The organism is Pseudomonas sp. MS19 (genome assembly GCF_013277615.1).
GTDB classification, from domain to species: Bacteria; Pseudomonadota; Gammaproteobacteria; order Pseudomonadales; family Pseudomonadaceae; genus Aquipseudomonas; species Aquipseudomonas marincola.
Window position 1 is genome coordinate 180,246 of record NZ_VBTO01000004.1, and the last position, 13,605, is coordinate 193,850.

Sequence of the window (13,605 nt, forward strand, 5' to 3'; positions counted from 1 at the left end):
TGGATTAGACGGGTATAAGCCAGCATTTTCGCTGTGGCGAATATGCTGGCGAGGTGTTGCCGCTCAGGACTTGCGCGGCGGCAACAGGCGGCTCAGGCGCGCTTCGAGGCGCGTGCGTAATTCGGCTTCGATCTGCGGCACGAAGTCATCGATCACGTCCTGCAGAATCAACTGCGCCGCGGCGCGCAATTCGCTGTCGAGCCGGTTCATTTCACTGTCGCGGCTGATCGACTCCTGCACGGTCTGGCGCAGCGCACTGATGGTGCCCGGCTCATGAACAACGGCTTTGGCCAGTGGGGTTTTGCTGGTTATCTGCTGCGGTGGCTCGGTGATGGTTTCCGAAAGCAGCGGCACATCGTCGATGTCATCAAAGTCGTCAGCGACTTCTTCGGTCAGCAGCGGCGGCTCGAGGCTGTCATCGCCCAGCAGTTCGCGGATGGATTCAAGGTCATCCAAAAGCTGCTTGGGTTCGCGAGGAGGCATTGGGTTGTCCATGGTGCTCTTACAGTTCAACTCGTTTAGGGGCAAAACCGCGGTCGCGGTAGGTGCGGAAATTGTCGCGGCAGGCTTGGAGCAGTTCGGGTTGCTGGTTGACTATTTCAATCACCCGGGCGAACTGTTCGGTGTGCGGCGAAAGGTTCTGGTCAAGGTTTATCAGCACGCCCTGCTCGCTGGCAGGTGGCTGGTCGCGGCCGATCACCACGGGTGAGGTTGCATCGTCCTCAACCAGATCGTGGGGTACAAAGCAGTCGTTCTTGAACGCCCAGAGCAGTTGATCGAGGGTTGCGCACTGTTCGGCATCGCTGCCGCGCAGGAACACCGGCAAACCGGCGCGCCACGCCTTCATCGCCAGTACACAAGCGGCTTTGAGGCGCTTGGCTGGATCGCTATCGGGCAGTACATAGAATTCTATTCGCGGCATGCGTGGGCCATCGTTGCGGTACAGGTTGGGGTGGAGAATGTTCCACGGGTCAGCATCGTGTCGAGCGTCGCCATCAGGCCAGTCGCCAGTAAATCAGCGTGCTGGCGTTGGCCCTGCATTTATTGCAGCAGGCGAGGCTCGCACGTGTTGCGCTGTTAACACTAAAGGTAGCGCGCGAATGGCCCGCGCGCATCCCGATAGCCTGTTACTTAAGCTTCGCTGCGGTCGAGCAGGTACTGTGTCAGCAATGGCACCGGACGGCCGCTGCCGCCTTTGTCTTTGCCGCCGCTGATCCACGCGGTGCCTGCAACGTCCAGGTGCGCCCAATTGTACTTCTTGGCGAAGCGCGACAGGAAGCAACCTGCGGTGATGGTGCCGGCTTTCGGGCCGCCAATGTTGGCGATATCGGCGAACGGGCTGTCGAGCTGTTCCTGATAGTCATCGTACAGCGGCAGTTGCCAGGCACGGTCGTCTGCAGTGAGACCAGCGCCGAGGATCTGCTGGACCAGTTCATCGTTGTTGCCCATCAGGCCGGAAACATTGCTGCCGAGGGCAACGATGCAGGCGCCAGTGAGGGTGGCAATGTCGATAACCGCTTGCGGTTTGAAACGCTCGACGTAGGTCAGTGCGTCACACAGCACCAGTCGGCCTTCGGCGTCGGTGTTGAGGATTTCAACTGTTTGCCCGCTCATGGTCGTGACGATATCGCCAGGACGCGTGGCGCCGCCGCTTGGCATGTTCTCGGCGCAGGCCAGAACGCACACCAGGTTAATCGGCAGTTGCATTTCGAGTACGGCTTTGAGGGTGCCGAATACGCTGGCCGCGCCGCCCATGTCGTACTTCATCTCATCCATGCCGGCTGCCGGCTTGATGCTGATGCCGCCGGTGTCGAAGGTGATGCCTTTACCGACCAGAACATAAGGTTTGTCGGTTTTCTTGGCGCCCTGATAGTTCATGACGATCATGCGCGGCGGCTGCTCGCTGCCTTGCGCCACTGCGAGGAATGCGCCAGCGCCGAGGGCCTTGAGCTTTTTCTCGTCGAGAATATCGACCTTGAGACCTTTATAAGCCTTGCTCAGCTCTTTGGCCTGTTCAGCCAGGTAGCTTGGGTGGCAGATGTTCGGCGGCATGTTGCCGAGGTCTTTGGTGAACGCCATGCCTTTGGCAATGGCCTTGGCCTGATTGCTGGCGCGCTCTGCATCCGCCTGATCAGCCTTGTCGGTGATCAGAGTAATTTTTTTCAGGGCGATAGCGTCAGCCTTCTGGCTCTTGAACTGATCGAACTGATACGTGCCGTCTTCCAGTGTTTCTACCAGAAGGCGGGTCTTGCCGTAGGTGTCACGGCCTTTAACTTTCAGCTCGTTGAGCGCCAGAATGGCGTCGCTGCCGCCCAAACCTTTCAATACTGCATAGGCGGCGCTGAGCATTTTGCGAAATTGGCGGTCAGACAACTCGGCGTCTTTACCGCTGCCAACCAGCAGCACGCGTTCGGCTTTGAGGTTAGGCAGATTGTGCGCCAGCAGGGTCTGGCCAAGTTTGCCGGCAAGGTCGCCGCGCTTGAGCAGGGCGCTGATTGCACCTGAGGTGGCGGCGTCTATCGTTTGGGCGGCTTCACCCAGTTTGCGGCCTTCGCCTACAGTGATGACTAGCGTGGCGGTTTTCAGTGTTTCCGGACGAGCGCTTTTGACAAAAAATTCCATGGAATGGTGTCCTCAAGACAACGAGTCGGTATTGCTGGATAATGGCTACAAATTTTACGTGGTTCGCAGAGTCTGCGGGCTGGCAAATGGTGTGGCTAGTTTGAGCTTAGCTGCCTGAGCCTGACAACCCTGGAGTGTCTGGTTTGATCGTCTTCCGTTATTTATCCCGCGAAGTTTTGACTACCTTAACCGCGGTGAGTGCCGTGTTACTGGTAATCATCATGAGTGGGCGTTTCATCAAGTACCTTGCGCAAGCCGCTTCTGGAGCGCTGGACCCTGGCGTGTTGTTCCTGATTATGGGGTTTCGCCTGCCGGGCTTCCTGCAACTGATTTTACCGCTGGGTCTGTTCCTCGGGATTCTTCTGGCTTATGGGCGTCTTTACCTCGAAAGCGAGATGACCGTGTTGTCGGCAACCGGCATGAGCCAGCAGCGTCTGCTCGGTTACACCATGATCCCGGCGGCGCTGGTCGCGTTGCTGGTGGGCTGGCTGAGCCTCGGATTGGCACCGCAAGGGGTCACCCGCGTGGCGCAGATTCTTAACGAGCAGGATGCCCTGACTGAGTTCGATACCCTGGTGCCAGGGCGATTCCAAGCGCTGCGTGAGGGCTCGCGGGTTACCTACACCCAGGAGCTGTCGAATGATCGCAGCGAGTTGGGTGGCGTGTTTATCTCCGAGAAGCGTCTGTCGAATGACGGCGCCAAAGAACGCGGCATTACTGTACTGGTGGCCGAAAGCGGGCGTCAGGAAGTACAGCCCGATGGCAGCCGTTATCTGGTGCTGGAAAACGGTTACCGCTATGACGGCAACCCGGGTAAAGCAGATTACCGGGCCATTAAATATGACACCTACGGCGTGTTGCTGCCCAAGCCTGAAGTCAGCTCGGAGATCAGTGACCGTGAAGCGGTGCCCACCCGCGATCTGATCGGCAGCGACAACATTCGTTATCAGTCCGAGTTGCAGTGGCGTTTGTCGATTCCGTTGCTGGTGTTCATCGTCACGTTGATGGCTGTGCCGTTGTCGCGGGTTAATCCGCGTCAGGGCCGTTTCCTCAAATTGCTGCCGGCGATTCTCTTGTACATGGCTTATCTGTCGATTCTGATTGCTGCCCGGGGTGCGCTGGATAAAGGCAAGATCCCGCATGCGCTGGGCTTATGGTGGGTTCACGGGGTGTTCGCTTTGATTGGTTTGAGTTTGCTCTACTGGGAGCCGTTGCGCCTGAAGATGCTGAGCCGCAAGCAGCGTGCGGAGGTGGCTCGTGGGTAAGCTCGACCGCTACATCGGTGCTCAGGTTTTCATGGCCATTCTGGCTGTGCTCGGGGTTATTGTCGGCTTGGCACTGCTTTTCGCCTTCATTGATGAACTGGGCGATATCGATGATAACTACGGCATGGCCCAGGCCGCGTGGTACGTGTTGCTGACCACCCCGAGCCGTGCCTATGAAATGCTGCCAATGGCGGCGCTAATCGGCTGCCTCATTGGTTTGGGCGGGCTTGCCAGCAACAGTGAGCTGACCATCATGCGCGCCGCCGGTGTTTCCATCGGCCGCATCGTCTGGGCGGTCATGAAGCCGATGCTGGTGCTGATGTTGGTGGGTATTCTGATCGGTGAATACCTTGCGCCATGGAGTGAAAACAAGGCCGAGGCCGGGCGCTCGATGGCCCAGGGCGGCGGTGAAGCGCAAAGCTCCAAGCGTGGCCTGTGGCATCGTCAGGGCGATGAGTTCGTGCACATCAACGCCGTGCAGCCGAACGGAGTGCTGTTTGGTGTGACCCGCTATCGGTTTGATGATCAGCGCCACATGCTGTCATCGAGCTTTGCCCGCAAGGCGACGTATCAGCAGGATCACTGGGCGCTTGAAAACGTCAATACCACGGTATTCCATGAAGATCGCACTGAGGTTGTCACCACGCCGACAGAGCGCTGGGATGTCGAGCTGACCCCGCAATTGCTCGGCACGGTGGTGTTGGAGCCGGATGCGTTATCAATCAGTGGTTTGTGGGGCTACATCCATTATCTGGGGGCTCAGGGCCTGAATAACGGCCAATACTGGCTGGCATTCTGGACCAAGGTGCTGCAGCCGGTGGTAACGGGTGCACTGGTATTGATGGCCATTTCGTTCATCTTTGGCCCGCTGCGCTCGGTAACGCTCGGCCAGCGTGTATTTACCGGTGTGCTGGTGGGCTTTGTGTTCAAGATCGCCCAGGACCTGCTCGGCCCTTCGAGCCTGGTGTTTGGCTTCTCGCCGCTGTTTGCGGTGCTGGTGCCTGCCGGAATCTGTGCGTTCGCGGGGCTGTTGTTGATGCGCAGGGCAGGCTAGCGCCACTCAGCGCGCGCATAAAAAAGCCCCCGATGCAGTGATGCGTCGGGGGCTTTTTGTTGCGCGGCGGTTAATTATTTCTTATGGATATTCTTGGGTAGCTGGACCGTTTGCGACTCGGAATAGATGTCGTGCCAGCTGCGCTTTTGTTTGTCCCAGATGATCCAGAGGAAACCCAGCCCCAAGCATAGCCAGGAGGCGATAGAGATCACGAAGCGCAACAATGCCTGCCACAGGCTGATCGCGCTGCCATCGGCGTTCTGGATGCGAATGCCCCATACCTGCATGCCCAGCGTCTGGCCGTTGTAAGTCCAGAACTTGCTGAAAAAGCCGAACAGGCAGAAAAACAGAATGGTCGACAGGATCGGATCGCCGTCCAGTGCGCCGGCGTCGGACATCTCGCGCAGGGTGTCGGCGCCGTAAAAGCCCATGAGAATCAGTTTATAAATGAAGGTGACGACAATCAGCAGGGCGACGCACAGCAGGAAGTCATAAAACATGGCGGCGCAGCGGCGGGGCAGGCCAGCGGCTGGAAATTCACCTTGCGGGCGCAGGAGGTGTTTGGGCATTGGCAGCTCGTGTCTTGAGGGTGGTGATAGGCAGAAGATGATACCCATAAAAAAACCCCTGATGTCGCCATCAGGGGTTTTTCAAAGCGGCGGGCTTATTCCTGGATTTGAACCTGGTCAGCCTGCATGCCTTTTTGACCTTGTACAGCGACGAAGCTGACTTTTTGGCCTTCTTTCAGGCTCTTGAAGCCATTACCTTCGATCGCGCGGAAATGCACGAACAGATCCGGACCGCTTTCTGGAGTGATAAAACCAAAACCTTTCTCGTCGTTAAACCACTTGACGGTACCGTTCTGACGATTCGACATGTCTTATTCCTTGAAACTTAAAGTTGATGACAGCCTCCTCATAATAGAAGGACTGAGACTGGTTGCAAGGAGTAACAAAGCGAACGGGATGTAGCGGATCTAGGATCTACTGCATCAGGTCACAATTCACGGCGACCCATGCAAACACAGTCAAATAACTCTACGCTAACTCCGCAGCAAATGCCAACCCCTAAAACAGGGTATAGCTAGGCGGGCTAGGGTAAAGCTCAGTGTGATGCTAGATTTTTTAGGTCTGTAAATGCGCGACAGGATCTGTGGCAAGTTGACCTTTGATGCAGTTGGTTTGTTGGCTCAACAAACAACTTTTAGAAGATTGGTGCCCCGGGGGAGACTCGAACTCCCACTTCTTTCGAAAACGGATTTTGAATCCGCCGCGTCTACCGATTCCGCCACCGGGGCACTAATGGCGGCGGAGTATAAGGACGACTTTGCCGTTGGTCAATGCATTGCGTGGTCAATTTCTACAATTTCCGTTAAACTTTTGCGCCCTGCTATACGATCCTCCCGCCATGCGTGTTGCTGACTTTCGATTTGAACTGCCTGAAGCCCTGATCGCCCGCCATCCACTTGCTGAGCGGCGCGCTAGTCGTTTGCTGACTCTGGACGGCCCGACGGGTGAAATTAACCATCGCCAATTTGCCGATGTACTTGATCATCTGCAACCGGGCGACCTGATGGTATTCAACAATACCCGGGTTATTCCTGCGCGCCTGTTCGGCCAAAAAGCCTCGGGCGGCAAGCTCGAAGTGCTGGTAGAGCGCGTGCTGGATGCTTACCGGGTATTGGCGCATGTGCGCTCGAGCAAATCGCCCAAGCCTGGCTCGATGATTCTGATTGATGGCGGCGGCGAAGCTGAAATGCTTGCCCGTCACGATGCCTTGTTTGAGTTGCGCTTTAATGAGCCGGTGTTGCCGTTGCTTGAGCGCGTCGGGCATATGCCGCTGCCGCCCTATATTGATCGCCCTGACGAGGCGTCGGATCGTGAGCGTTATCAAACTGTATACGCCGAGCGTGCCGGTGCTGTTGCCGCACCCACTGCCGGGCTGCATTTTGATCAGCCTTTAATGGAGGCGATTGCCGCCAAAGGTGTATCCACCGCGTTCGTCACCCTGCACGTGGGCGCAGGCACTTTTCAGCCGGTGCGCGTCGAGCGCATCGAAGATCACCACATGCACACTGAATGGCTCGAAGTCAGCCAGGAAGTGGTGGATGCGGTTGCAGCCTGTCGTGCACGCGGCGGTCGGGTAGTCGCGGTGGGGACGACCAGTGTGCGTTCGCTGGAAAGCGCCGCGCGTGATGGCGTGCTTAAACCATTCAGTGGCGACACCGACATTTTTATCTACCCGGGGCGTCCGTTCCATGTGGTCGATGCGCTGGTGACCAACTTCCACCTGCCTGAGTCGACACTGCTCATGCTGGTCTCGGCGTTTGCCGGATATCCCGAAACCATGGCGGCCTATAAAAGTGCGGTCGCTGAGGCTTATCGCTTCTTTAGTTACGGTGATGCCATGTTCATCACCCGCAATCCCGCGGCACGCGGGCCTGAGGAACAAGTATGACGCGCACCTGCCGCATGTCTTTCGAATTACTGGCGACCGAGGGCAAAGCCCGACGCGGTCGTCTTACTTTTCCGCGTGGCGTGGTAGAAACTCCGGCATTCATGCCAGTCGGTACCTACGGCACGGTTAAAGGTATGTTGCCGCGTGATATCGAGGCGATCGGTGCGCAGATGATTCTGGGCAATACCTTTCACCTGTGGCTGCGTCCTGGCACTGAAGTGATTAAAAAGCACGGCGACCTGCATGACTTTATGCAGTGGAAAGGTCCGATTCTTACTGATTCCGGTGGTTTTCAGGTGTTCAGCCTGGGCGCCATGCGCAAGATCAAGGAGGAGGGCGTTACCTTCGCCTCCCCCGTTGACGGCGCCAAGGTGTTCATGGGCCCTGAAGAGTCGATGCAGGTTCAGCGTGATCTGGGCTCTGACATTGTGATGATTTTCGACGAATGCACGCCGTATCCGGCCGAGTTCGATGTGGCCAAGCGTTCGATGGAGCTGTCGCTGCGTTGGGCCAAGCGCTCGAAAGAGGCGCATGGCGATAACACGGCGGCGCTGTTCGGTATCGTTCAGGGCGGCATGCACGAAGAACTGCGCATGCGTTCGCTCGAAGGCCTCAATGAAATCGGTTTCGACGGCCTCGCAATTGGCGGTTTGTCGGTGGGTGAACCGAAAGAAGAAATGATCCGCGTGCTCGACTACCTGCCAGACGTCATGCCGGCTGACAAACCTCGTTACCTGATGGGCGTTGGTAAGCCTGAAGATCTGGTAGAAGGTGTGCGCCGGGGCGTCGACATGTTTGATTGCGTAATGCCAACTCGCAACGCGCGCAATGGCCATTTGTTTGTGGATACTGGCGTACTGAAGATTCGTAACGCCGTGCACAAACACGATGATTCTCCGTTGGATTCGTCCTGTGATTGCTATACCTGCAAGAATTTTTCGCGCGCGTATCTGCATCATCTGGATAAGTGTGGCGAAATGCTGGGCAGTATGCTCAATACAATCCACAACTTGCGTCACTATCAGCGCCTTATGGCTGGTTTGCGCGAGGCTATTCAACAGAGTACATTGGCCGCCTTTGTCGATGACTTCTATGCTCGGCGCGGGCTTCCAACGCCACCGCTGGACACTAATAACTAGTTATAAGACCTTTCCAACAGGAGTGTTAAATGAGCTTTTTGATCCCTGCTGCATACGCTGACGGTGCTGCTTCGGTTGCTGGCCCCGCAGGTAGTGGTTTTGAGTGGGTATTTCTGGTCGGTTTCCTGGTCATCTTCTATCTGATGATCTGGCGCCCACAGTCCAAGCGCGCTAAAGAGCACAAGAATCTGCTCGGCAGCCTGCAAAAGGGCGACGAAGTGGTAACTACTGGCGGTATCGCCGGCCGTATTGCCAAGGTCAGTGATGACTTCGTAGTCATTGAAGTGTCTGACACCGTTGAACTTAAAATTCAGAAGGTAGCGATTGCTGCCACCCTGCCGAAAGGCACGCTGAAAGCTATTTAAGATTCACATAATTTTTATTCGATGGGGCGCTTAATGCGCCCCTCGTCATAACGGGCGGCGTCATGCTCAATAAATTTCCCATTTGGAAGTATCTGCTGATCGTGGCTGTGCTCGCGGTCGGCTTTTTGTACTCGGCACCCAACCTGTACCCTGATGATCCGGCGATTCAGATCACCGGTAACAGCACGGCGCAACAGATCACTCAAGCCAACCTGGATCTCGCGAGTGCTGCTTTGAAAGAAGCCGGCATTGAAGTCAAAGGGCTTGAACTGGCGGCGCAAGGTAAAGGTGGTTTGCTGCGCCTGGTCGAGAAAAAAGACCAGTTGCCAGCTAAAGATATTGTGCGCAAGGCGCTGGGTGGTGACTTTGTAGTTGCCCTCAACCTTGCCCAGACCACGCCTCAGTGGTTGCGTAACGTCGGTGCCAGCCCAATGAAGCTGGGCCTCGACTTGTCGGGCGGTGTTCACTTCCTGCTCGAAGTCGACATGGAAAAAGCGCTGGATGCACGGCGCAAGGTCTATGAAGGCGAAGTTAAGAGCTTGCTGCGTAAAGAGCGCGTGCGCTATCGCAGCCTGCCGGAACTCAATGGCGCCATTCAGTTGGGCTTCTCTGACGAGGCGACGCTGGAAAAAGCCCAGCGCCTGATTACTGCCGATTACCGCGACTTCGACATCACCTCGCTTGAGCGTGATGGCTTGCAGGTTCTGCGCTTGGCGCTGAATCAGGCCAAAGTGGCTGAAATTCGCGAATACTCGATCAAGCAAAACCTGACAACTGTGCGCAACCGCGTCAACGAGCTGGGTGTAGCTGAGCCGCTGGTACAGCGCCAGGGCGCCAACCGTATCGTGGTTGAATTGCCAGGCGTGCAGGACACGGCTGAAGCCAAGCGTATCCTCGGTAAGACCGCCAACCTCGAGTTCCGCCTTGAAGCGGCTGCCGATGCTTCGCGTGCCTCCACTGAATCCTTCGATTTCCGTGAGCCGGGCCGTCCGCCAGTGCAGTTGGAGCGTGACCTGATCATCACCGGTGACCAGGTAACGGATGCCAGCGCAAGCTTCGATGAAAATGGTCGTCCGCAGGTGAATATCCGTCTGGATAACCACGGTGGCGACTTGATGAACCGTGCAACCCGCAGCAATGTCGGGCGCAGCATGGCGGTGATCTTCATCGAGCAGAAGCCGGTCAGCAAACTGGTACGCAAGGTTGTTGATGGCGTCGAGCAGGAAGTCTCGGTGCCGAGCTTCACCGAAGAGAAGAAAATCATCAGCCTGGCGACTATCCAGTCTCCGCTGGGCAGCCAGTTCCGTATTACCGGTCTGAACGGTCAGGGCGAGTCTTCCGAGCTTGCGCTGCTGTTGCGTGCGGGTGGTCTGGCGGCGCCTATGTACTTTGCTGAAGAGCGCACAATCGGTCCGAGCCTCGGTGCCGACAACATTGCCAAGGGCGTAACGGCCGCGCTGTGGGGCATGCTCTTCGTTTCGCTGTTCATCATTGCCATCTACCGCTTCTTCGGTGTGCTGGCAACGATTGCGCTGGCGTTCAACATGGTGCTGCTGCTGGCCTTGATGTCTCTGCTCAATGCCACGCTGACCTTGCCGGGTATCGCCGGTATCGTACTGACCATGGGTATGGCGGTAGACGCCAACGTGCTGATCTTCTCGCGGATTCGTGAAGAGATTGCCAATGGCATGTCGGTACAGCGCGCCATGCACGAAGGTTTCGACCGTGCTTTCTCTGCGATCATCGACGCCAACCTTACTACCTTGCTGGTGGGTGGCATCCTGTTCGCAATGGGTACAGGGCCGGTCAAAGGCTTCGCGGTCACCCTTTCGCTGGGTATTCTCACTTCGATGTTCACTGCAATCTGGGTCACACGCGCCATGGTCAATCTGATCTTCGGCGGCCGTGACTTCAAGAAGCTGTGGATTTAAGGGGCTGACATGAGCAAACGTACGATTAACTTCATGGGCGTGCGCAACCTTGCGTTCGCCGTGACAGCACTGCTGACGCTCCTGGCGTTGGGCAGCTTCTTCGTCAAGGGCCTGAACTACGGCCTGGATTTCACCGGCGGTACGCAGATCGAACTGGCTTACGAGCAGCCAGCGGACCTGAGTAAGGTTCGCTCCACGCTGGGCGCGGCAGGTTTTGCCGATGCTGTGGTGCAGAGCTTCGGTGCGACCACTGATGTTGTGGTGCGCATGCAGGGCGATGACCCGGAGCTGGGCACCAAGGTGGCGACCGCTCTGCGCGATTCGGGCGACAAGCTGCAGGTTAAAAAGGTTGAGTTCGTCGGCCCGCAAGTGGGTGAAGAGCTGCGCGATCAGGGCGGCATCGGCATGCTGTTGGCGTTGGGCGGCGTACTGCTGTACCTGGCTTTCCGTTTTCAGTGGAAGTTCGCCGTCGGTGCCGTGATTTCGTTGCTGCACGACGTGATCATCACTCTGGGCCTGCTGTCGTTCTTTCAGGTCACCTTCGACCTGACCGTGCTGGCGGCGATTCTGGCGATCATCGGTTACTCGCTGAACGACACTATCGTGGTATTCGACCGCGTGCGGGAAAACTTCCGCGTGCTGCGCAAGGCTACGTTGATCGAGAACATCAACGTGTCGACCACGCAAACGCTGCTGCGTACCTTGGCAACCTCGATCTCGACGTTGCTGGCCATTGGTGCACTGCTGATGTTTGCCGGTGACAACCTGTTCGGCTTCTCTATCGCGCTGTTCATTGGTGTATTTGCCGGTACTTACTCATCGGTTTACATCGCCAACGTAGTGCTGATCTGGCTCGACTTGACCGTCGAAGACCTGATCCCGCCGGTTGTGGCTGAAGAAGTGGATGAAATGCCTTAAGGCTCGTTCCGTCAGGCGTTTTGTATAGCCTGAATGATCGGCGCTTTACGCCGCTTCATCTGAAAAAACACCCAGTCGGTTATGCCGTCTGGGTGTTTTTTTATGGTCGCGATGAAAATGTGTGAACCCGTACTAATAGCGGGCTGAAGCGCTGAGCGGGTGGAACTAGCAGGGGCTTGTGGCTGTCTTATTTGCAACAAGGCCGTTAAGTGCCAGAACAATAGTTGGGAGATAGATATGAACAAGTCATTGCTAGTGGGTACCGTTTTGGGCGCTGTTGCTGTGACTGCTGGTGGTGCCGTTGCGACTTATAACTATGTCAGCGGGCCCGACTACGCCGAAGTGCTGGCGGTAAAGCCAATCAATGAAACCATCAAGACCCCGCGTGAAGTCTGTAAGGATGTTGCTGTCACCCGCCGCAAGCCGGTGCAGGATCAGCATCAGATTGCCGGTACCGCGATTGGCGCGGTAGTAGGTGGTTTGCTGGGTAATCAGGTGGGCGGCGGCAGTGGTAAGAAGATCGCCACGGCGGCCGGTGCTATCGGCGGCGGTTATGCCGGTAACAAGGTGCAGGAAAACATGCAGAACAATGACACCTACACCACGACAGAGACGCGCTGTAATACCGTAACCGACACCAGCCAGAAGCTGGTCGGTTATAACGTCAAGTACAACCTCGACGGCAAGGTCGGTGAGGTGCGTATGGCCAGCGATCCGGGTCGTGCGATTCCGGTTAAAGACGGTCAGTTGGTGCTGAGCGAAGCGGATCTGCAGCAGCAGTAAATTTCCGCTGACAAAACATACCCGCCTGGCGTTGTGCTGGCGGGTATTTTTTTTGCCTGTTCGCTGGCGATTAAATTGCAGGCAATAAAAAAGCGCCCGAAGGCGCTTTTGGCACAGCATGAGGCTTAGCGCTTAAGCGAGGCCGACATGTGTGGCTGGATGGCGGTAAGTACCGCCTTGAAGCACTTGGTGTTACCGGCAACGATCTGGCCCTTTTCAAGGAAGTCGTGGCCGCCGCTGAAGTCGCTGATCAGGCCGCCTGCTTCTTGAATCAGCAGAGCGCCTGCCGCCATGTCCCACTCAGACAGGCCGAACTCCCAGAACGCATCGAAACGACCGGCTGCAACGTAGGCGAGGTCGAGGCTGGCTGCGCCTGCGCGGCGAACACCGGCAGTTTGGCCGACCAGGCTGCGGAACATGCCAAGGTAGTTCTCAAGGTTGTCCATTTGGCTGTCGCGGAACGGGAAGCCCGTGCCAAGCAGTGCGCCTTCGAGGCTCTTGCGATTGCTGACGCGCAGGCGACGACCATTCAGTGCAGCGCCACGGCCACGGCTGGCGGTGAATTCTTCCTGACGAACCGGATCGATAACTACCGCGTGCTCAAGACGGCCACGGTATTTGCACGCCAGGCTGACGGCAAAGTGCGGAACGCCACGGATGAAGTTGGTAGTGCCGTCCAGTGGATCAATAATCCACAGGTAGTCGGCGCCTTCGCCGGAGCCTGGGGTCAGGCCGCTTTCTTCGCCAAGAAAGCCGTGATTCGGGTAGGCTTTGCGCAAAGCCTGAATAATCAGTTGCTCGGCAGAGCGGTCGATCTCGGTCACGTAATCTTTGGCATCTTTCTCGTCTACCGAGATGACGTCCAGGCGTTCGATTGAGCGGAAGATCATTTCACCGGCGCTACGGGCTGCGCGCAGCGCGATATTCAGCATAGGCTGCATGGATGTGTCACCTGGGTCGTTAAAGAAAGCCGAAAATTATATCAGAAAAGCGTAGTAGAAAAAGAGTCCCGTTTGTCCTGCATGGCATAAACACATCGGCTTCTGTAAGATTTCAGCCCCTCTGACGTTT

At 56.8% G+C, this 13,605-nt stretch carries 14 protein-coding genes and 1 tRNA gene; 8 read left to right on the forward strand and 7 right to left on the reverse strand.

Annotated elements, in window-relative coordinates; genetic code table 11:
* Positions 1-63: 63 nt before the first annotated feature.
* The 3 genes from FEZ62_RS02040 to FEZ62_RS02050 all read right to left on the reverse strand — a co-directional run bounded on the left by FEZ62_RS02040 (position 64) and on the right by FEZ62_RS02050 (position 2,622).
* Entirely contained in the window at positions 64-495 is a 432-nt protein-coding gene (locus tag FEZ62_RS02040; RefSeq protein ID WP_069901197.1) for a DNA polymerase III subunit chi, read from the reverse strand.
* A gap of 7 nt (positions 496-502) precedes the next feature.
* Positions 503-922, reverse strand: a complete 420-nt coding sequence (locus tag FEZ62_RS02045) for a DNA polymerase III subunit chi (protein WP_172926652.1) — start codon at positions 920-922, stop codon at positions 503-505.
* Between the two features lie 209 nt (positions 923-1,131).
* Positions 1,132-2,622: a leucyl aminopeptidase gene (locus FEZ62_RS02050; RefSeq protein ID WP_172926653.1), complete on the reverse strand. Its 1,491-nt coding sequence runs from the start codon at positions 2,620-2,622 to the stop codon at positions 1,132-1,134.
* A gap of 143 nt (positions 2,623-2,765) precedes the next feature.
* On the opposite strand from FEZ62_RS02050, the gene lptF reads away from it, so the two are divergent.
* Both lptF and lptG read left to right on the forward strand, forming a co-directional pair.
* A complete protein-coding gene (lptF, locus tag FEZ62_RS02055; protein WP_069901203.1) occupies positions 2,766-3,887 on the forward strand; it encodes an LPS export ABC transporter permease LptF in 1,122 nt (373 codons plus the stop codon).
* Positions 3,880-4,941, forward strand: a complete 1,062-nt coding sequence (gene lptG, locus FEZ62_RS02060) for an LPS export ABC transporter permease LptG (RefSeq protein ID WP_150548457.1) — start codon at positions 3,880-3,882, stop codon at positions 4,939-4,941. Before lptF ends, lptG begins: the two co-directional genes overlap by 8 nt.
* A 74-nt stretch (positions 4,942-5,015) precedes the next feature.
* Here lptG and FEZ62_RS02065 read toward each other — a convergent pair whose 3' ends face one another.
* From FEZ62_RS02065 to FEZ62_RS02075, 3 genes are all read right to left on the reverse strand, one after another.
* On the reverse strand, positions 5,016-5,510 hold the full coding sequence (locus FEZ62_RS02065) for an RDD family protein (protein ID WP_069901207.1): 495 nt from the start codon (positions 5,508-5,510) through the stop codon (positions 5,016-5,018).
* Positions 5,511-5,605: 95 nt separating this feature from the next.
* Positions 5,606-5,818 (reverse strand): cold-shock protein, encoded by a 213-nt coding sequence (locus tag FEZ62_RS02070; protein ID WP_003284681.1) that lies wholly within the window; start codon positions 5,816-5,818, stop codon positions 5,606-5,608.
* 335 nt (positions 5,819-6,153) lie between these two features.
* A tRNA-Leu gene (locus FEZ62_RS02075) sits at positions 6,154-6,238 on the reverse strand.
* A gap of 110 nt (positions 6,239-6,348) precedes the next feature.
* Here FEZ62_RS02075 and queA point away from each other — a divergent pair.
* The 6 genes from queA to FEZ62_RS02105 all read left to right on the forward strand — a co-directional run bounded on the left by queA (position 6,349) and on the right by FEZ62_RS02105 (position 12,534).
* The gene (queA, locus tag FEZ62_RS02080) at positions 6,349-7,398 is read left to right on the forward strand and encodes a tRNA preQ1(34) S-adenosylmethionine ribosyltransferase-isomerase QueA (protein WP_172926654.1); all 1,050 of its coding nucleotides are present in this window, start codon (positions 6,349-6,351) and stop codon (positions 7,396-7,398) included.
* Positions 7,399-7,412: 14 nt separating this feature from the next.
* Entirely contained in the window at positions 7,413-8,537 is a 1,125-nt protein-coding gene (gene tgt / locus FEZ62_RS02085) for a tRNA guanosine(34) transglycosylase Tgt (protein WP_170827782.1), read from the forward strand.
* 29 nt (positions 8,538-8,566) lie between these two features.
* Positions 8,567-8,902, forward strand: a complete 336-nt coding sequence (gene yajC / locus FEZ62_RS02090) for a preprotein translocase subunit YajC (RefSeq protein WP_069901213.1) — start codon at positions 8,567-8,569, stop codon at positions 8,900-8,902.
* Between the two features lie 62 nt (positions 8,903-8,964).
* Positions 8,965-10,833, forward strand: coding sequence for a protein translocase subunit SecD (secD, locus tag FEZ62_RS02095; RefSeq protein ID WP_069901215.1), 1,869 nt, complete (start codon positions 8,965-8,967; stop codon positions 10,831-10,833).
* Between the two features lie 9 nt (positions 10,834-10,842).
* A complete protein-coding gene (gene secF, locus FEZ62_RS02100; protein ID WP_172926655.1) occupies positions 10,843-11,751 on the forward strand; it encodes a protein translocase subunit SecF in 909 nt (302 codons plus the stop codon).
* 237 nt (positions 11,752-11,988) lie between these two features.
* Positions 11,989-12,534, forward strand: a complete 546-nt coding sequence (locus FEZ62_RS02105; RefSeq protein ID WP_172926656.1) for a glycine zipper 2TM domain-containing protein — start codon at positions 11,989-11,991, stop codon at positions 12,532-12,534.
* Between the two features lie 125 nt (positions 12,535-12,659).
* Here the strand turns inward: FEZ62_RS02105 and suhB are convergent, their stop codons facing one another.
* Positions 12,660-13,475, reverse strand: a complete 816-nt coding sequence (gene suhB / locus FEZ62_RS02110) for an inositol-phosphate phosphatase (protein ID WP_069901221.1) — start codon at positions 13,473-13,475, stop codon at positions 12,660-12,662.
* Positions 13,476-13,605: the final 130 nt, after the last annotated feature.

What these genes read in the sequence shown, in the direction of transcription:
- FEZ62_RS02040 (WP_069901197.1), bottom strand. Translation starts at nt 495, where the DNA reads ATGGACAACCCAATGCCTCCTCGCGAACCCAAGCAGCTTTTGGATGAC.
- FEZ62_RS02045 (WP_172926652.1), bottom strand. Translation starts at nt 922, where the DNA reads ATGCCGCGAATAGAATTCTATGTACTGCCCGATAGCGATCCAGCCAAG.
- FEZ62_RS02050 (WP_172926653.1), bottom strand. Translation starts at nt 2,622, where the DNA reads ATGGAATTTTTTGTCAAAAGCGCTCGTCCGGAAACACTGAAAACCGCC.
- FEZ62_RS02065 (WP_069901207.1), bottom strand. Translation starts at nt 5,510, where the DNA reads ATGCCCAAACACCTCCTGCGCCCGCAAGGTGAATTTCCAGCCGCTGGC.
- FEZ62_RS02070 (WP_003284681.1), bottom strand. Translation starts at nt 5,818, where the DNA reads ATGTCGAATCGTCAGAACGGTACCGTCAAGTGGTTTAACGACGAGAAA.
- queA (WP_172926654.1), top strand. Translation starts at nt 6,349, where the DNA reads ATGCGTGTTGCTGACTTTCGATTTGAACTGCCTGAAGCCCTGATCGCC.
- tgt (WP_170827782.1), top strand. Translation starts at nt 7,413, where the DNA reads ATGTCTTTCGAATTACTGGCGACCGAGGGCAAAGCCCGACGCGGTCGT.
- yajC (WP_069901213.1), top strand. Translation starts at nt 8,567, where the DNA reads ATGAGCTTTTTGATCCCTGCTGCATACGCTGACGGTGCTGCTTCGGTT.
- secD (WP_069901215.1), top strand. Translation starts at nt 8,965, where the DNA reads ATGCTCAATAAATTTCCCATTTGGAAGTATCTGCTGATCGTGGCTGTG.
- secF (WP_172926655.1), top strand. Translation starts at nt 10,843, where the DNA reads ATGAGCAAACGTACGATTAACTTCATGGGCGTGCGCAACCTTGCGTTC.
- FEZ62_RS02105 (WP_172926656.1), top strand. Translation starts at nt 11,989, where the DNA reads ATGAACAAGTCATTGCTAGTGGGTACCGTTTTGGGCGCTGTTGCTGTG.
- suhB (WP_069901221.1), bottom strand. Translation starts at nt 13,475, where the DNA reads ATGCAGCCTATGCTGAATATCGCGCTGCGCGCAGCCCGTAGCGCCGGT.